This window comes from Janthinobacterium sp. 1L-D-8-B-C4 (assembly GCF_057291295.1).
In genome coordinates this window covers 23,394-42,283 of the sequence record NZ_JBXAVX010000015.1, presented here as the reverse complement: position 1 = coordinate 42,283, position 18,890 = coordinate 23,394, and the positions used below count along the sequence as shown (strand labels likewise).

12 protein-coding genes are annotated in these 18,890 nt (G+C 55.4%); 5 read left to right on the top strand and 7 right to left on the bottom strand.

What is annotated here, in order from left to right; translation table 11 throughout:
• Positions 1–7: 7 nt before the first annotated feature.
• From AC0Z42_RS22790 to dnaA, 7 genes are all read right to left on the bottom strand, one after another.
• Positions 8–3,898, bottom strand: coding sequence for a DUF3427 domain-containing protein (locus tag AC0Z42_RS22790; RefSeq protein WP_485470463.1), 3,891 nt, complete (start codon positions 3,896–3,898; stop codon positions 8–10).
• A gap of 1,036 nt (positions 3,899–4,934) precedes the next feature.
• Positions 4,935–5,843 carry a hypothetical protein gene (locus AC0Z42_RS22785; RefSeq protein WP_485470462.1) on the bottom strand — a complete coding sequence of 303 codons (909 nt, stop codon included), beginning with the start codon at positions 5,841–5,843 and terminating at the stop codon, positions 4,935–4,937.
• A 220-nt stretch (positions 5,844–6,063) separates the two neighbouring features.
• Complete coding sequence (locus tag AC0Z42_RS22780) at positions 6,064–6,780, bottom strand: SLATT domain-containing protein (protein ID WP_485470461.1); 717 nt, start codon at positions 6,778–6,780, stop codon at positions 6,064–6,066.
• Between the two features lie 205 nt (positions 6,781–6,985).
• Positions 6,986–8,422: a reverse transcriptase domain-containing protein gene (locus AC0Z42_RS22775; RefSeq protein WP_485470460.1), complete on the bottom strand. Its 1,437-nt coding sequence runs from the start codon at positions 8,420–8,422 to the stop codon at positions 6,986–6,988.
• Between the two features lie 509 nt (positions 8,423–8,931).
• Positions 8,932–11,430: a DNA topoisomerase (ATP-hydrolyzing) subunit B gene (gyrB, locus tag AC0Z42_RS22770; protein WP_485470459.1), complete on the bottom strand. Its 2,499-nt coding sequence runs from the start codon at positions 11,428–11,430 to the stop codon at positions 8,932–8,934.
• A gap of 156 nt (positions 11,431–11,586) precedes the next feature.
• Complete coding sequence (gene dnaN / locus AC0Z42_RS22765; RefSeq protein WP_485470458.1) at positions 11,587–12,693, bottom strand: DNA polymerase III subunit beta; 1,107 nt, start codon at positions 12,691–12,693, stop codon at positions 11,587–11,589.
• Positions 12,694–12,849: 156 nt separating this feature from the next.
• Complete coding sequence (dnaA, locus tag AC0Z42_RS22760) at positions 12,850–14,244, bottom strand: chromosomal replication initiator protein DnaA (protein WP_485470457.1); 1,395 nt, start codon at positions 14,242–14,244, stop codon at positions 12,850–12,852.
• Between the two features lie 491 nt (positions 14,245–14,735).
• Between dnaA and rpmH the strand changes: the two genes are divergently transcribed.
• From rpmH to mnmE, 5 genes are all read left to right on the top strand, one after another.
• Entirely contained in the window at positions 14,736–14,870 is a 135-nt protein-coding gene (gene rpmH / locus AC0Z42_RS22755) for a 50S ribosomal protein L34 (RefSeq protein ID WP_010401996.1), read from the top strand.
• 23 nt (positions 14,871–14,893) lie between these two features.
• Positions 14,894–15,331 carry a ribonuclease P protein component gene (gene rnpA / locus AC0Z42_RS22750; protein WP_485470456.1) on the top strand — a complete coding sequence of 146 codons (438 nt, stop codon included), beginning with the start codon at positions 14,894–14,896 and terminating at the stop codon, positions 15,329–15,331.
• The gene (yidD, locus tag AC0Z42_RS22745; protein ID WP_308922972.1) at positions 15,328–15,588 is read left to right on the top strand and encodes a membrane protein insertion efficiency factor YidD; all 261 of its coding nucleotides are present in this window, start codon (positions 15,328–15,330) and stop codon (positions 15,586–15,588) included. The genes rnpA and yidD overlap by 4 nt, the downstream gene beginning before the upstream one ends.
• 11 nt (positions 15,589–15,599) lie before the next feature.
• The gene (gene yidC / locus AC0Z42_RS22740) at positions 15,600–17,324 is read left to right on the top strand and encodes a membrane protein insertase YidC (RefSeq protein ID WP_485470455.1); all 1,725 of its coding nucleotides are present in this window, start codon (positions 15,600–15,602) and stop codon (positions 17,322–17,324) included.
• A gap of 184 nt (positions 17,325–17,508) precedes the next feature.
• Positions 17,509–18,888, top strand: a complete 1,380-nt coding sequence (mnmE, locus tag AC0Z42_RS22735) for a tRNA uridine-5-carboxymethylaminomethyl(34) synthesis GTPase MnmE (protein ID WP_485470454.1) — start codon at positions 17,509–17,511, stop codon at positions 18,886–18,888.
• The last annotated feature ends 2 nt before the right edge of the window (positions 18,889–18,890 follow it).

Genomic DNA, 18,890 nt, shown 5'->3' with positions numbered 1-18,890 from the left:
TTAGGTTTTATGGCGTGGCCAAGCTAAATACGACACTCATAGGACTACTGCCTGTATGACTTGCGTATCGTACCGGACCGCGATAAACGAAGGGCGCACCTTTGCCGTTATCGAGCTTGGATTCGCGTACAAATAAGTGGATCGTCAATCCTCTTTGCTCGTGCTCGATAATGTCTAACCCCTTTTTATTGGTCGGCGTTGTGGAGTTCTGGCTCTGCCAATGAAAGGTAGTGTCATCGATCCAATGATCGTGATACCGATGATCGGCGGCCTTGCCTTGCTTATTGAGCGTTACCAGCAGCACCATCGCATTCTGGCGAGCCAGCGTCACATGCCCGACATTCCAATTGCCAATGCTATAGGTTTCGCCAAATAGCGGCGCAATATCCTCGCGCTTGAACGACTGTCCGACGGCCAAATCGAGCGGACTGACAATGGCTTTGAAACGCGCCAAGGTGTGCATGTCATCGGTGGCATCCATGTCCTGATAGTCTGGATTCGTTGCGCGCAACACATAGCTGCCGCCAGGTGTTTTGACGATATGGCGCAGCAAATACTGGAAGCCATCACCGGATTCGTCTTGACGCTCGATCGCCATCACCGAGCCGGTAATCGAGCCGGCATTGGTAGGCGTGATATGTTCCAGTAGCAGGTAATCGCCATCCTGAATCGGGTGTTTGCCACCGTTCATGGAGTTGCCCGAAGCTCGGGCGATAAAGTGCCGATGTGGATCGACATGTCCGTAGCTGATCGGCAGGCTGCGGTACTCTTCAGCATCCACAGTGCCAGTCTTAAAGTGACCGCAGGCGATTTTCAAATTCGGAAAATAGGGTAGCGCTGTCAGATTGTTCGCCTTGTCGCTGCGGACAAACGGAATCACATTACTTGGTAACTCCGCTTGGATGCGGCGGATTTCATAGGTGGCTAAGCGGTAATCGATGATCTCTTGCACCATCAGTTCGAATTTTTGCCGATGGCCATCAGCAAGTGTAAAGACAGCTTCAAATCGCCCATCTTTGATTCTGAAATCGCTATTTTTACTTGTGCTATTACCGCCTGTCCAAGCGTTGATCGGATTGCTGGACCAGTAGCGTAGCCATGCCTCGCTATGACCATTTCCTGAGCGAAGTGCTTCCGGAAGATCTGCCAGAAGTGCACGCCGCCGTTGTAGTACTTGCCACGAACGCTCGGAGAGCGCGGCGACTGTTGGTGGCGTATCCCAACCGTCGATTTCCTGAAATGCTTCAAGCAAGACCATCTTGAAGCTCTTGTTCATATTGGTAATTTCCAATTCGCGTAAGAAGCTGCGATGCTTCGTCGCGATAACTTGCTCGTCTGCGTCAAGATCTTCCATGGCGTTGACAAGCGTGTACCAATCACCATACTCTTTGCGCATGGCTGGCATGCTCGCGCCAGCCCGGTAAAACTCGGCCAAGGCGGGGCGTCGACCGAAGCTGTCACGCAACGCGATGTATTCGTTCTTTGTGCCTTCGCTATCTAACGATTTGAGAAAATCGATCAATTCCAAATCGTAATTGACGAAGCATCCTTCCGGCAGTTCAAGCTGATGTGCCTCTGCCTTACGCGCAAAATCCGCTAATTTTTTGTAGCTGGCATCGATCTCAAACAAGGCCTCCGGCTTGTGCAGGAAGCTCTTGTGATTGCCGATAAAGTCCAAAATAACTAAGCGTTCTTTGCCTTCGCTTTTGCGTAAGCCTCGACCCAGCTGCTGCAGAAACAGAATTTTAGATTCGGTAGGGCGCAGCATCATGACCGTATCAATGGCTGGCAAATCCACGCCTTCATTAAACAGGTCGACAGAAAAAATCACTGCAAGGCGTCCGTCGCGCAAGCGCTCCAGCGCATCGGCGCGGCTCATGGGCGAACCAGCATAGACCGCAGCGCAATCGATGCCCGTTTTGGCAAACTGTGCGGCCATAAACTCGGCATGGGCGACCGAGACACAGAATGCCAGTGTGCGCAGCTGTTTGTACCGCTGCCATTCCGTTAGCGCATGCTTAGCGCGAGCCAGTGTCGCCAATTTATTGCTCAGTTGGTCGAGATCGAATCGGCCGCTACGCCATGGCAGTTCAGCATAATCCACCGAGCTGTCGAAGATGCCATAGTAGTGAAACGGCACCAGGAGCTTGGCCGTGATGCCGTCGAATAGCCCACGCGTAAAGACAAGATTGTCATCGCAAAGAGACAGAATATCGGATTGATCTGATCGATCCGGCGTCGCTGTGAGACCCAGCAAAAACTTCGGCGAAAAATAAGAAAGTAGGCGGCGGTAAGTCGGCGCGGCGGCATGATGAAATTCGTCAACGACGATATAGTCAAAATGGTCTGGGGCGTAGCGCTCCAAATGCTTTTCTTGTCCCAACGTCTGAATGGAGGCGCAAAGTATTTCCGCCTCAGTGTCTCGCGTCTGACCCACATAAAAACCCACGCGCGCATTCGGACGAATTCTAAGAAACGTCTCGGCCGCCTGGTTTAGAATTTCTTCGCGATGGGCGACAAATAACACGCGCCGCGCGCCAAGCTGCCTCGCATCGAAAGCAGCCAACCACGTTTTTCCAAGGCCGGTCGCCAGCACCACTAAACCACGCCGAAATCCTTCATCACGTGTCGCGCGTAGCTCGAATAAAGCCTCGATTTGGACGGTAGTGGGAACGGGTGGCGCATCTTGTTCCAAGCTCCCTGGCGCTACCGCCATCGGTAAGGGAACGCGGCGGGCATCGTACTGGGCGATCCATTCATCCGTTAGGGGAATACAGCGAGGATGCACGAACAATTCTTCGAATCTGGAGCGCGCTTCAAGATAGCCATTGTCGCCCGGATAATCGATACGGTAGTTCCACTCCAAGCCATTCGTGAGCGCTTGCCTGCTGATATTGCTAGAGCCAATAAATGCCGTGCCACTTAGTACGCTCTGATCATTAAGTTGCGCGAACAGATAAGCTTTGAGGTGAAAACTGCTACCAGCAGATTCATACACTTTGACCTGCGCGCCTTGCGCTTTAAGCAGCATCAATAAGCGCAGCGCCTCGGTATCGGTCACGTCTAAATAGTCGCTCGTTAGCACACGTACACGTGCCGGTTTGCGGTTCGATTCCTTGTCACCTAGGAGTGCGCTTTGCAGGTCTGGCAGCAGCAAGCGCAATCCAGTCGTCTTTACGAAAGCGACAGCTAAATCGACTTCGGACGCTTGATTAATGGAACTGCTCAGATGCGGCAAAAACGGATCGCTGCCGCCCGTAATCAGATGATTTTGCGGCGCGACTGCACGACGCACCAGAGCGTTGAGCCATTGTTCCGTGCGTTCTGGGCGCTGATCGCTGGACTGCCAACATTCGACCAGATCTACATCTGGCAAGCCAGCAAACCACTCGCGCAATTGCGGCTCTTCAACGTCAGTAAAGTGACGCCCATCCTGAACGCGCTCGCTCGTGCCAAGCTTAAAACTGAGATAAAAAGCACCACCCGGCTTCAGCGCATTCCATAGACAGGCAAGTGCTGCTGGCAACTCTGCTTGTGGGATATGCAGCAAGCTAGCGCAGGCCCAAATACCGTCATAGCAAGCGTGTTCTTTGACATCGGCAAAAGTGCGCAATTGAACCTCAAGGCCCGTATGCTCCTTGGCTAACTGAACCAGCTCGTTCGACGCATCAAAGGCGGTAACGCGATAGCCCTTGTCGAGAAAAGCCTTGGCATCTCTTCCTGAACCACAACCAGCATCCAACACGATTCCACCAACGCTGACCGCAGACAAAAATCGATCATGCAATGCTGACATGTCGACGTTGACGGTATTGCTAAAAAAAGCGTTCGCGTTTTGATTGTAGTAGCTCAGGGTCGATATCATCGTGCCATTCAATATGATAAAAAAAGGCGACACATCGTGTCGCCCAATCTATTCCGTAGGGCCGTTGTACTTAGTGCAACTGCGTAGACGCTAGATCAATAGCTTAGCTGACCTGATGTCAAAATGAGGAAGTTAGGCTGGTCGTCGTTAATGCAACTTGGTATGCCGCTGTGCCGCCGCGAAAGAGACGTAGCGGACCATAACAAAGTTGCGTTGCCGCCGTACGTCTCGGCTTTACCTAGCGCCGCGTAGCCGTCACGTCCAGGAGCGGAAGATTTATGCCAAGCACGATCATCGCTCCAACTCAATGGCTTAAATCTTACCGCTGCACTGCTGACGGTCATGCACGCTGCGCTCAGCGATAGCATTACGGTGAATTCTGACCGTTGTTGATCGATTTTCCGGTCATGGGGCAATGCATTAAGGCGTTGGTGAGTTGGCGTCCAACTCACCAGCGATTTTTCCGTCGATCGGAACCAAGCCTGCTCTAACCATCAGCAGCAACGTTGCCAGCATGGGAGCGACGAGGGCACTCGCGAGCGCTGGAGAACTATGCGTGAATACCCAGCAGGTGATGGCCGATAACGAAATCCCGAGGAGCACAGCGCTGCCCATAATTATTTTTAGACCTAGTGCATGTGTAAGGAGTCTGCAGAAACACAAGACCCTAAGGCGAATGGTGGCGCGAAAATTTTGAGAGAAATACCCTGCGGCAGCCAGGACGAGTAGACCAGTCGCAACTATCGGCACTCCTACAATAAAGGCTAATGATTCAGCCGGCCGCGAGCTAGGACCGATGGCCCACTCCAGCAGACCTAGGATATATCCGATAATACAGCCAATCCAAAATTTAATGCCGCATAGCACGCGGATTAATGGTTCAAGAGGCGGAAGAAGTTTTGCCTTCACAGGAAGGAACTTTACCATTTTTAGTCCTTTGTATCACTAACGGGCATGTGAGGAACTCTCGGATAGTCACTTTCTTGCGTCCAGCAGTTCCATGTCCAATACTCTCCCAACATTCCCTTAACCTTTGCTTAAAAATGACATTCTGGAGCGCATTTACGATTTAAAGCAAGCTACCTAGAACTTCTCGCGCAAGTTTAACTCGGTCCAGTCTCCGGTTTTGATGATCGACTGGCAGCTGGATTAGATGCTCAAACCAGTTGTGGTCGAAGTCAATTTTCTCTTTATGGATGTCTACAAGTTCTCTGTTGTAAGATCTCGAAACTACTAGCTCCATGGATTCTTGAAGGGCGCCAGCCTCGTTGTCCCTGTAGAACCGGTGGCGAATAAAGCTCATCTTTAAGTCCACAAAGCTCTTTTTTACATCAGTGAGCTCTTTGGCTGCGAGCCGTCCGTTTTCGTTGATCACAGCTCCTGGCGCATGATCTGAAATCGCCTTGGCAAGCGCTTCATTTGCCACGAGTTTCTGGCCAAACAAATCGGTGGCATCTGACATATAGGCAAAAATCCAAGGTACGTTGCGCAGTGTTGCGCCGGTGTACATGTAACCCCGTTCCCCTTTATAGCGTTCGAGCATACCTCGTAACGCCGCAGAAGAAAGCATCATATTCGTTTGCTTTTCAAGGATGTAGGCTACTCGATCGAACTGCTCGATCAGCAGTGTCAGAATCTTTCGGGGAGTCCCTTCAAAGCCTTCTTTTCTCGCGCTTTTCTTGTGCTGGCGAGGCTTGAAGTACGGGCAGCATTCTCGGGTCTCGAGATCGCTTGGTCCAATGCCGTGGATTCCAACTATCGTATGCTTCCCGTAAGGCTTGTCCAAGTTTTTGGGAATTTCGTAAAGCCCAACTAGTTGAATTGGGTTATCACAGGCGGGGCAGACTGCGAATTGGGATCGCTTGTTTCCTGGACCATCTTGATACCAAGGCTCACGACACCGAGTTTCCTCTTCGAAGGTGTCTCTGTCGATTTTTTTTGAGCTGGTATGCTCTATTCTTAGTTTGTAGACGTCCATTTTATTTGATATCTTGGGATTTGAATGAGGTGAATTTTTAGCACTGGAATGGTAAGCCGCGAGGAGTTAATGCTGCTTGAGCTTGCTGAAACTCTGACGCTATCTTTCCGGTGCGATGTTTTCCCAGTCCCATCCCTTAGTGATTTTTGGAAGAAGAGGTCAGAAAAAGAAAGACAATCCGCGATATTGCTAATTATCTGGCCAAGCATATCAACATGCGCTACGCCCTCAGTTTGAGAGCTTGGTATGATTGTGGAATTCCTGTTTGTGTCTCTGTTGCGATATCTGTCGATTTTGTCCACCAATATGGAAACTTCATAGGTAGAACAAGGAGTATCAGGATGACGAGCCAGAGTCCAGCAAAATACCAAATGCTCGAGAGGTGCCACAGCACTGAAACTCGGAGAGCCTCCTTCTTGCTAATTTTCGGATTGCCGCTGGTATCACAAAACTCAGTTGCTGTACGTTGCTTGGCACGAAAATATTCATCGTCGATTGGCTGATGGTTATGGCGACAATCAGCCTTAATAGCTTCGTACTCATCGGACAATGTTTGAGTATCATCCCAACTTACAGAATTCCCCGCCGCCATCGCGGCAATTTTGATGCCAATTTTCCGTTGCATTGCATTCAGCTTCTCGGCATTCTGATGAAGTGCATCGGCGATTGAACCTGTCCTTGCCCCCCATTCCACGAGACTGATAGTAAGCAAAAATACACCTAAAGACGCCGAAAGGGCGGTGAAATAGTTGTCTGCTGCCGATGACGGCGGCGCATACACGCGTTGGATGAACGCGATTGCAACAGTCATTGCTGACAAAAGCGCCAAACTAATTGTGGCGAAAAACTCTCGACGGCTTAGACGCCTTGCCGCGTTATAGCGTGCGCTGGAGGTTCGCCAAGCGTCAGTACGAAGTTTTGTTAAAAATGAAATCATCGTGTGATCTTTATGAGTTGGGTGCGGGCCATCCCTCGTGAATCAGGTCATATCCTCTTCTCAAGCAGCCACTAGAGCTCTTGGGAAGGTATCAACGGTCAAGTTGAGCCATACTTGCTGGCATGGTGCACTTCCGCTCTTCAAACAATTTGAGAGGTTTCGCGTTGCCGCGCAGGGAAGACCCGCACTGCCCATTGTAAACAAGTCAACCGTAAACTGCACCCTCATCAGCAAGCATTGCCGCAAGATTGTGCTGAACATAGTTGTCAAAGCGCGAATCAATCTGATCGTTGGTTAGTGCTTCTCCAGCGCCTACGCGGCCACGGGAAACGAGAAAGCTGAGTTTCTGCGCTTGCGTAACGATCTTATCGTAGTCTCGGATGTAACCGCCGTTCGGATTGAATTTCATCTCCCAATATGCGCGATGTAAGTTTTTTAGCCCTTCGGGAGCGACATTGTCAAACTCACTTAGCCGCGAGAACAGTCCTCGAATCGAGTGGTCTAACTGATGAAGTAGGGAAAGGTCCGTGATTTGGCTGAAGTACGCGATCCAGCCATACCGTTTTTTTTCCTTGATAGCTCCGGTTATGCGCTCGTTCAATTCCATCAAGAAAATTTCCTTTAACCGCTCTTCGTTGAGGTAGTTGAATTTATCAAGGCGGCGAGTCTTATTGTGCTTGAAATCACTGAACTTCGCAGCAATGGACTGTATAAACCGCTCAACAGTAGAATCGCGAACGGTGATATTCTTTCCCTTGAAAATATACCCCAAATATCCAAAGGGCTCCGTGAGCAATTCAATCTGGCTTTTCCCGGAACTCAACGGGTGAAGGCCGAGTCCCCTTCGCTTTAGTCGGCCGCCAAGTGATTTGAATGCCGCATGCACATGCTGATGGCGGCCATACATCAGCACGTCGTCCACGTAGCGGAAATAGGATACGTCGTACTTGATCATTGCATCATCTATGGGCTGCATATAGATGGATGCCAATATGTTGGATATAGCTAGTCCTTGCGGTACACCGGTCTTGGCCCGAAGGTCACTATGTCGCCTGCGCGGCGTATTTTTGGGGACGATCGGTGCGAGCAGAGCATGCTCAATCAGACTTAGCGCTGGAGCGCATTGGATTCGCTTACCAAGGAGCTCAAGGAGCCGGGGGCGTTCAATAGAGTCATAAAACGTTTCGATATCTGTCGTGCAAACCCACGTGTCCTCAATGGACTTCAGCGCTAGGTCCTCAGAAATTCGCCGAACGTATGTAGCGGCCACGTTGCGCGGTATGCGTTCCGGATAAACCGCCGCCAGAAATCTATTCAAGTGAGATAGTACTATCCGATCTCGAACTGTCGGGATACCAATTATCCTTGGTAGTTTTGTTCGTCCTTTTGTCTTTAAGACTTCGAGATACGGGGCGAAGCGATATGTACCATCGAGGCACTTTCTCGATGCGAGAGACAGCTCATCGGCCGCCCGCAAAGCAAATTGAAAGCCATTCAGTCGATCAACGCCCTTTCCACTACTTGTAGCAAATTTGTCGACGAACGTACGGAACAACGCGTCAGGTGAGAAGAGCTGATCGAATAGTTCAGTGTCTGTAATTTCTTTGAGTGCCCAGCTAGCTAAAAGTTCTTCGAACAGCATTGCGTACCAAGGTGAGTGATTAGGTGATCAGCATACATCACTTCGGTAGTCCATTAAAACATCCACAGAACTTCGCTAAGATTTTTACCTATTCTCTGATTTCTCGGCGAATATCCGGATGTCAGCACCCCGAAAGATCGTCCAATTTTTTCAATCGCTTACACCCGATTGCGTAGCCTGACAGTTCAAGCAGGCCGTCCGATAGGTTGTTTTTCCTTGCTGGTCGTGCAGGTGAGAGTGGGGGCGGTGAGTTACGAGTTCCACAAACAAAACGCCAACCGGCGATAGTTGGCGTTTCGTGATGTATGTACTTGGTAGCGCGGGGCGGAATCGAGCCACCGACACAAGGATTTTCAATCCTCATGCCAGCAAATATTCGTTACTTGGCGTTATTCAACGCTTTCGTTTTGCCAAACAATAGGCCAGTCGCACAAACTAGCGATTCCTAATCTCAGAATTGTGGCGCCAGTTGCAGTTACTTTGGCGCCCTACGCTATCAACAATACTGGTTAAACATCGATATTCCCCGCACGCAACGCATTATTCTCAATAAACGCCCTGCGCGGCTCCACATCATCGCCCATCAGCGTGGTAAAGATCTGGTCCGCAGCAATCGCGTCCTCGATCTGCACTTTCAGCAAACGGCGCACGGTTGGGTCCATGGTGGTTTCCCACAGCTGGTCCGGGTTCATTTCGCCCAGTCCTTTGTAGCGCTGCTTGGAGACTGTGCGTTCGGCTTCGTCGCGCAGCCATTGCATGGCCTGGTGGAAGTCGGTGACGGCGATTTCCTTGACGCGCTCGCCTTCGCCGCGGCGGACAAAAGCGCCTTCGCCCATCAGGCCTTCGAAGGTGGCGGCGCCGGTGCTCAGCACGGCGTAGTCGGGGCCCTGGACGAAGTCGGCGTCGATGGAGCTCACTTTCACGTTACCGTGGTGCATGCGTTCGATGCGCAGCAGGTGTTTTTCGGACAGGTCGTCCGAGCGCACCACGACCTTGACTGCGTTGTCGTTGATGGCCGCTTGCAGGGCTTGCGCCGAGGTTTCGGCCAGGTCCAGGGTCGACAGGTCGAGCTGCACGCCGGTCATGATGGCGGTCAGGGCGGCGCGGTCGATCACGCGGGTCAGGCGAGTCATGATGGTGTTCGACAGGTTGAACTTGCGCACCAGTTCGGCCAGGGTGTCGCCCGAGATGCCTTCGGCGCCTTCGCGCGGTACCAGCACGGCGGTGTTCAGCGCCACCGTCATCATGTAGGTGGCTTCTTCGGCGTCATCTTTCAGGTAGCGCTCGTCGCGGCCTGATTTCACCTTGTACAGCGGCGGTTGCGCGATGTAGATGTGGCCGCGTTCGACCAGTTGCGGCATCTGGCGGTAGAACAGCGTCAGCAGCAGGGTGCGGATGTGGGCGCCGTCGACGTCCGCATCGGTCATGATGATGATGCGGTGGTAGCGCAGCTTGTCGGCGTTGAATTCGTCTGGGCCGATCGAGGTGCCCAAGGTGGCGATCAGGGTGGTGATCTGCTCCGAGGACAGCATTTTTTCGAAACGCGCTTTTTCCACGTTCAGCACCTTACCGCGCAGCGGCAGAATCGCCTGGAACTTGCGGTCTCGGCCTTGCTTGGCCGAGCCACCTGCCGAGTCACCCTCGACGATGTACAGTTCGCACAGGGCCGGGTCTTTTTCCTGGCAGTCGGCCAGCTTGGCCGACAGGCCCAGGCCGTCCATGATGCCTTTGCGGCGGGTCAGGTCGCGGGCCTTGCGGGCCGCTTCGCGCGCGCGCGCCGCTTCCACGATCTTGCCGCAGATGATCTTGGCGTCGTTCGGTTTTTCCTGCAGGTAGTCGGCCAGGGTCTTGGCAACGATCTCTTCGACCGGGCCGCGCACTTCGCTCGATACCAGCTTGTCTTTGGTCTGCGACGAGAACTTCGGTTCCGGCACTTTCACCGACAGCACGCAGGTCAGGCCTTCGCGCATGTCGTCGCCGGTGATTTCCACTTTCGCCTTCTTGGCGAACTCGTGTTCATCGATGTATTTGTTGATCACGCGCGTCATCGCCGCGCGCAGGCCCGTCAGGTGGGTGCCGCCGTCGCGTTGCGGGATGTTGTTGGTAAAGCACAGCACCTGCTCGTTGTAGGCGTCGTTCCACTGCATCGACACGTCGACCGAGATATTCGTGTTCTGGTCCGACATGCGCTCGCCGGTGGCCTGGAAAATGGTCGGGTGCAACACCGACTTGGCCTTGTTGATGTATTCGACGAAGCCGCGCGTGCCGCCTTCGAAGGCGAATATTTCTTCCTTGCCGGTGCGCTGGTCGGACAGGCGGATGTTCACGCCATTGTTCAGGAACGACAGTTCGCGGATGCGCTTGGCCAGGATTTCGTAGTGGAATTCCACGTGCGTGAAAATCTGTTCGTCGGCCCAGAAATGCACGTCGGTGCCGCGCTTGTCGGTGTCGCCGATGACCTGGATAGGCGAGGTGGCCACGCCATCGACCATTTCGATGATGCGGTTTTGCGGCACGCCACGCACGAATTCCATGTAATGGACTTTGCCGTTGCGGCGGATGGTCAGCTTCAGCAGTTTCGACAGGCCGTTGACGCACGATACGCCCACGCCGTGCAGGCCGCCCGAGACTTTGTACGAGTTCTGGTCGAACTTGCCGCCGGCGTGCAGTTCGGTCATGACGATTTCGGCAGCCGAGCGTTTCGGGTCGTGCTTGTCGTCCATTTTCAGGCCGGTCGGCACGCCGCGGCCGTTGTCGGTGATCGAGATCGAATTGTCGCTGTGGATGGTGACGTGGATCTCGGTGCAATGGCCGGCCAGCGACTCATCGATCGAGTTGTCCAGCACTTCGAACACCAGGTGGTGCAAGCCGGTGCCGTCCGAGGTGTCGCCAATATACATGCCCGGGCGTTTGCGTACGGCTTCCAGGCCTTCCAGGATCTGGATGGAGGAGGCGCCGTATTCTTCCGTTTTGGCCTGGATCGGGGTGTCTTGTGGATTCTCGGACATGGACTGCTTTCTCAATTAACTAGTACTGTTCCGGGGTCAGACCCGTCGGGTCTGACCTCAGCTTTTCATTGGGTTTCTTGATTGCGTGATATCGCATTTCAACCCAACGGCGAAATGCTGGGGTCAGACCCAGAGGGTCTGACCCCTTGTTGCCGCTTAAATCCGCATCGGCATGACAACATACTTGAAGTCGGCGTTGTCAGGGATGGAGACCAGCGCGGACGAGTTCGAGTCGCCCAGCGCGATGTTGACTTGTTCGCACTTCAGGTTGTTCAGCACGTCGAGCAGGTAGGTGACGTTGAAGCCGATGTCGACCGAGTCGCCGCCGTAGTCAATTTCCAGTTCCTCGACCGCTTCTTCCTGGTCGGCATTGGTCGAGCTGATCTTCATGCTGCCCGGGGTGATAATGCAGCGCACGCCCTTGAACTTGTCACTGGTCATGATGGCGGCGCGTTGCAGCGAGCGTAGCAGTTCATCGCGGCCGATCGTGAAGTCGTTCTTGTAGCCTTTTGGAATCACGCGCGTGTAGTCGGGGAACTTGCCTTCCACCAGCTTCGAGATCAGCTCGATGTCGGCGAAGGTCAGTTTCACCTGGTTGGCGGCGATGTCCAGCTGCACCGGCTCGTCGTTTTCTTCCAGCAGGCGCTGCAGTTCGATAATCGTCTTGCGCGGAATAATCACTTCCTGGCGCGCGAAGGTCTGCTCGGTGGCAACCTGGCAGAAGGCCAGGCGGTGGCCGTCGGTAGCCACGGCGATGACGTTATTGCCATCCAACACCAGCAGCAGGCCGTTCAGGTAGTAGCGAATGTCTTGCTGCGCCATCGAGAAATGCACCATGTTGAACAGGTGCTTCAGGGTTTTCTGCGGCAGGGTGACGGACGCGTTATAGCTTTCCGCCTGTTGCACGGTCGGGAATTCTTCCGCCGCCAGGGTCTGCAGGGCGAAGCGCGACTTGCCGGTTTGTACCGTCAGGCGCTTGTTGAGCAGAGTCATGGTGACGTCGCCCGATTCGGGCAGGGCGCGCAAAATGTCGAGCAGCTTGCGCGCGGCCACGGTGGTGCCGGTCACATCTGCGCCGGAACCGATCTGGGCGTGCGTGGTGATCTGCACTTCGGTGTCGGTCGACAGGAAAGAAACATTTTCACCGTCTTTGCGGATGAGGATATTGGCCAGAATCGGCATAGTGTGCCGACGCTCGACAATACCGCTCACGATCTGCAGTGGCCGGAGAAGCGTATCTCGGGTGGTTTTGACCAATTGCATAGTTATCCTCAGGTTGGGTATGTAGTTGAAGAAGGTAATAATTCACAATCATTGCAAGGGGAGCACCGGCAAGGCCCGCTGATTTGCTGCCGCGGGCGCCCTATCAGATCATAAGGCCAAAGCACGTTTTGAGCCAGCTTTGCCAAGATGCCGTGTTTAACCCTTCAATGTTTGCTCCAGTACATGCAACTCATGGTTGCATTCCGGGTTCTTGGTGCGGTCCAGGGCGATCTTGCGCACCGCGTGCAGCACGGTCGTGTGGTCGCGCCCGCCAAACAGTTCGCCGATTTCCGGCAAGCTCTTCTGCGTCAATTCCTTGGCCAGGTACATGGCGATCTGGCGTGGCCGCGCGATATTGGCGGGGCGGCGCTTCGAATACATGTCGGCAACCTTGATATTGAAGAAGTCGGCCACCGTCTTCTGGATGTTTTCCACGGAAATCTGGCGATTCTGTACCGACAGCAAGTCCTTCAGCGCTTCCTTGACGATATCGATCGTGATGTCCTTGCCGTGGAAACGCGAGTACGCCAGGATTTTGCGCAGCGCGCCTTCGAGCTCGCGCACGTTCGAGCGCAGGTGCTTGGCAACAAAGAAAGCCACGTCATCCGAGAACGTCACACCTTCCTGCTTGGCTTTTTTCAGCAAAATCGCTACGCGCATTTCCAGCTCCGGCGGCTCGATCGCCACCGTCAGGCCGGAATCGAAGCGCGAAATCAGGCGGTCGTCCATGCCGGTGATTTCCTTCGGATAGGTATCCGAGGTGATGATGATCTGTTTCTTGGCCGCGATCAGCGCTTCGAACGCATAGAAGAATTCTTCCTGCGTACGGCTTTTGCCGCCAAAGAACTGGATATCATCGATCAAGAGCATGTCGAGCGAGTGATAGTAGTGCTTGAAGTCGTCAAAACCCTTGCGCTGGTAAGCGGTCACTACGTCGCGCACATACTGTTCGGCGTGGATGTAGCGGATCTTTGCGCCCGGATTGTCGGCCATCACCTGATTGCCGATGGCATGGATCAAGTGGGTTTTACCAAGGCCGACGCCGCCGTAGAAGAACAGCGGGTTGTACGACACGCCCGGGTTGTTCGCCACCTGGATCGCGGCGGCGCGCGCCAGCTGGTTGGCCTTGCCGGTGACGAAACTGTCGAACGTCAGGTCGGTATTGATGCGGCTTTGCTCGCGCCGTGGCGCAGCGCCGATGCTCAGTTCCGGCACGCTCGGCTGCGGTTCCGCCGGGCGGGCGCTGGGCGCGCCGCCGTTCGGATCGCTGGCCGGGGTGCTGGCGGCAACCGGCTTCTTCGGCAGGGCCAGGCGCGGGTCGAGCACGAACTGCACCTCGGTCGGCGCTTCGAAGTAGTCAATTGCAAGAGCGGTAATGCGGCTGGCGAACTGGGTCTTGACCCAATCGAGCTTGAATCGATTGGGCGCAGCAATGCGCAGCTTGCCCTCTTCGTAGTCGAGAGGAATAAGCGGTTTTATCCACGCACTGAATTGTTGCGGTGTCAGCTCCAGTTCCAACTGCGCGGAACAGGCCTGCCAGAAATTGTCCATGAATCGTCTATGTGAAAAGGTGTGGGAGGGCGTATCGATCAGCCCTGCGTGCACCGTGTTGCAAGGCCGGCGTCGCGCGAGGGCTCGCCACACGTAACGCGCTATTCTACTCCCGACCGCCAAAGTTATCCACAGGCACGACTGTTATTTTTGCGACTGGGGGCTGGCCGGGCATGTGCACAAGTCTGTAGTTATCCTCTGGCGCGCAGCGGCAATGCGGCATTCAGGACAGATGGGGACGGCTGCGAAAATTTCCACCCGATCACGGCAATCCTTGACAGCGGGGGGGTATATGCTGAATAATTCAGGGTTCCCCGCCCGTATTCCGTGTTTATTCATTTGGAACGACAATATGGACTAAGCGTGGATTAAGCGGGCGATGAGATTGGCCAGCTTGTGCCTTGGCATAAGTGCGCGATTGTCATTGGCACCAAAAACTGACGGGACGTCAGACCCGATTTTGCATTTTTTTTGTTTTTAGCGAGACCAACATGAAACGTACTTACCAACCTTCCGTCGTTCGCCGCAAGCGTACGCACGGCTTCCGCGCTCGTATGGCTACCCGTGGTGGCCGTGATGTGCTCAACGCACGTCGCGCAAAAGGCCGCAAACGCCTGGCCGTCTAGGCTTGTCGTTGACAGCTGATCGCGTGGCTAGCTGTACTCCAGTCGGCAATCAACGCGAAGGTTCACACGACTTCGCGCGCTTTCGGCGTATCGTTAAAACGGATGAATTTTCATCCGTTTTTCGTTTGCGCCCTTCGCAAAAAACAGCGCATTTTGTGCTGTATACCCGACACAATCTCTTGCCGCATGCGCGGCTGGGCGTCGTTGTGGCCAAGCGTTTCGCGCCCCGCGCGGCGACCCGCAACACGATCAAGCGCGTCACGCGCGAGCTGTTTCGCAACAGCGCGCTGCCGCCGGTCGACTGTGTGGTGCGCCTGTCGCGCCCAGTCAACAGCAAGGATGGCCCGGCCACCACGGCCAGGCTGAAAGCCGAGCTGCGTGATGAACTGAGCCGGCTGTTCGCGGCGCAAGTGGCCGCGCAAGCGCGCTCCGTTGCCGCACCACCACCTGCCGCGCCATGAAAACCCTGCTGCTGTTCCTGTTGCGAGCTTATCAATTGGTGATCAGCCCCATGTTGGGACAGAATTGCCGCTTCTATCCAAGTTGTTCGCATTACGCGATGGAAGCGTTGCGCGTGCACGGCGCCGCCAAAGGCAGCCTCCTGGCTGCCAAACGCGTGTGCCGCTGCCACCCCTGGAATGACGGGGGCTTTGACCCGGTGCCACCGGCCGACGGCAAACAATCTTCAACGACCGCTTGCGGTTGCAACCACTCCTGACCAATACCCTAATGGATATCAATAAACGTACCATCCTGTGGATCGTGTTCTCCGTGTCGCTGGTAATTCTCTGGAACGAATGGATGATTTCGACCGGTCGCCCGTCGATGTTCTCCGCTAATACCGCCCAGACCGCCAAGGCGCCGACCACCCCTGCACCGAACGCCTTGCCGGCTGCCGGCGCGGCATCCTTGCCTGGCGTGAATGCCGATCCTGGCGCTTTCAAGAGCGAGCGCATCACCATCACCACCGATGTCATCAAGGTCGATATCGACACATTGGGTGGCCAGGTAAAGCGTCTGGAATTGCTGAAATTTAAGGGCGCGGGCAATCCGGGCTGGTTTGGCGGTTGCTTCGGCCTGTTCAAGTGGTGCCAGCCTGACGAAGGCAAGCAAAACGAAGTGCTGTTCGACGAAGGCGCAAACCACACTTACCTGGCGCAAACCGGCCTGGTCGGCGGTCCTTTCCCGACGCACAACACCGGCTTCACGGTGCAGCCTGGCGTGCGTACCCTGGCCGACGGCAAGCAGATTCAGCTGGTCATGGAAGCGGTTGAAGGCGGCGTCAAGCTGACCAAGACGTTTACCTTCAAGCGTGGCGACTATGTGATCGATGTGCGCCATGACGTGTCGAACGTCGGCACCGCGCCGGTCACGCCTCAGCTGTACATGCAACTGGTTCATGACGGCAACAAGCCGGTCGGCGACTCGTTCTTCAACAGCAGCTACACCGGTCCGACCCTGTACACGCCGCAAGACAAGTACCAGAAGATGACGTTCGAGAAGATCGAAAAAGCGGCTGTCGAAGATGAAAAAACCGGCAAGGATACGGCCATGAAAGGCCTGCATCCGGCCAAGGCCGACGGCGGCTGGTTTGCCATCTCGCAGCACTTCTTTGTGTCGGCTTTCGTGCCGCCAGCGAATATTTCGCGCGACATTTTCACCAAGAAACTGGCGGCCAATACCTACGCCATCGGTAACCTGGTGACCTTGCCGGCGCTGGCGCCGGGCGCCTCGGCGGCAATCGACGCCAGGCTGTACTCGGGCCCGCAGATCGCGCATCTGCTGGAACCGGTGTCGCCTGGCCTGGAACTGGTCAAGGATTATGGCTGGCTGACGATTATCGCCAAGCCGATCTTCTGGGTCATGGAACAGATCCATAGCGTACTGGGCAACTGGGGCTGGACGATTATTGCCTTCACCATCCTGATCAAGTTGGCTTTCTTCCCGCTGTCGGCTGCCGGTTATCGCAGCATGGCCAAGATGAAACTGGTTACGCCGAAAATGCAGGCGATCCGCGAGCGCTACAAAGGCGATCCGCAGAAGATGAACCAGGCCACGATGGAGCTGTACAAGACCGAGAAGATCAATCCGCTGGGCGGCTGCCTGCCGATCCTGATCCAGATGCCGGTATTTATCGCCCTGTACTGGGTGCTGAACGCGTCGGTTGAAATCCGTGGCGCGCCATGGATCGGCTGGATCACCGACCTGGCCCAGCATGACCCGTGGTGCATCCTGCCAGTGCTGTACGCGATTTCGATGTTCATCACGACCAAGCTGAACCCGGCGCCTGCCGATCCGATGCAAGCGAAGATGATGCTGTTCATGCCACTGGCATTTTCGGTGATGTTCTTCTTCTTCCCGTCGGGCCTGGTACTGTACTGGGTCGTCAACAACGTCCTGTCGATCGGCCAGCAATGGGTGATCACCAAGAAATACGCGCCGTCCACCGTGTAAGCAGGGTTGGCAAAGCAAAAGCCCGCCTAGTGCGGGCTTTTTAATTTTTGTAGGTCGGATTAGCGTGGCAAGGCCACGCGTAATCCGACACTATCGCCAGCGTGTGCTGCGTCGGCTTACGCGCTGCGCGCTAAGCCGACCTACGTTGCTGCACCTTCCTTGCCGTACCTATTACAATACCTCCATGAAACTCGACTCCTCTCCTATCGCCGCCATCGCCACCGCACCCGGACGCGGCGGCATCGGCGTGGTCCGCGCCTCTGGCAAGAACCTGGCGCCGCTGATGGCCGCGCTGTTCGGCGCCCAGGCGCTCAAGCCGCGCCACGCCACGTATGTGCCGTTTACCGAAGCCGATGGCGCCATTATCGACCAGGGCATCGCCATCCATTTCAAGGGCCCGCACTCGTACACTGGCGAAGACGTGCTGGAGCTGCAGGGCCATGGCGGCCCGGTGGTGCTTCAGTTGTTATTGGCGCGCGTGCTCGAAGCGGGCCGTGACAGCGGCTTGCGCCTGGCCGAGCCCGGCGAATTCACGCGCCGTGCCTTTTTGAACGACAAGCTCGACCTGGCGCAGGCCGAGGCCGTGGCCGACCTGATCGACGCCTCGACGGAAGCGGCCGCCAAGTCCGCTTCGCAATCGCTGTCGGGCGCTTTTTCAAACACCATCCATGCGCTGGTCGAGCAGGTGACGGGCTTGCGCATGCTGGTCGAAGCGACGCTGGATTTCCCCGAAGAAGAGATCGATTTCCTGGAAAAATCGAACGCCCGCGGCCAGCTGAAGGCGGTGATCGAAGCGCTCAATAAAGTATTTGCCCAGGCGGCGCAGGGCGCGCTGCTGCGCGAAGGCCTGAACGTGGTGCTGGCCGGCCAGCCGAATGTCGGCAAGTCGTCGTTGCTGAACGCGCTGGCAGGCGCCGACGTGGCCATCGTTACGCCGATCGCCGGCACCACGCGCGACAAGGTCAGCGAAACCATCCAGATCGAGGGCATTCCGCTCAATATCATCGACACGGCCGGCATCCGCAGCGCCGGCGACACCATCGACGCTGTCGAGCGCATCGGCATCGAGCGCACCTGGGGCGAAATCGGCAAGGCCGACGTGATCCTGCACCTGCTCGACGCCGACCACGGCCCGACCCTGGCCGACGAAACCATCGTCGCCGCCTTCCCCGAAGGCGTGCCGGTGGTGCGCGTGTGGAACAAGATTGACCTCTCCGGCCACAAGCCCGGCGTCGATGCCTTGCCGGACGCAACCCACGTCTACCTGTCGGCGCACGAACATATCGGCATCGACCTGCTGCGCGCCGAACTGCTGCGCATCGCTGGCTGGCAGCAGACGGGCGAATCGCTGTACCTGGCGCGCGAACGCCATCTGATCGCCCTGAAATCAGCCGGCAAGCACCTCGATATCGCCGCCCAGCACGCAGCCCAGGACGACCAGTCGCTCGACCTGTTCGCCGAAGAACTGCGCCTTGCGCAGGTGCAATTGTCGAGCATCACGGGTGAATTTTCACCGGACGATTTGCTGGGGGTGATCTTCAGCCGTTTCTGTATTGGCAAATAAGG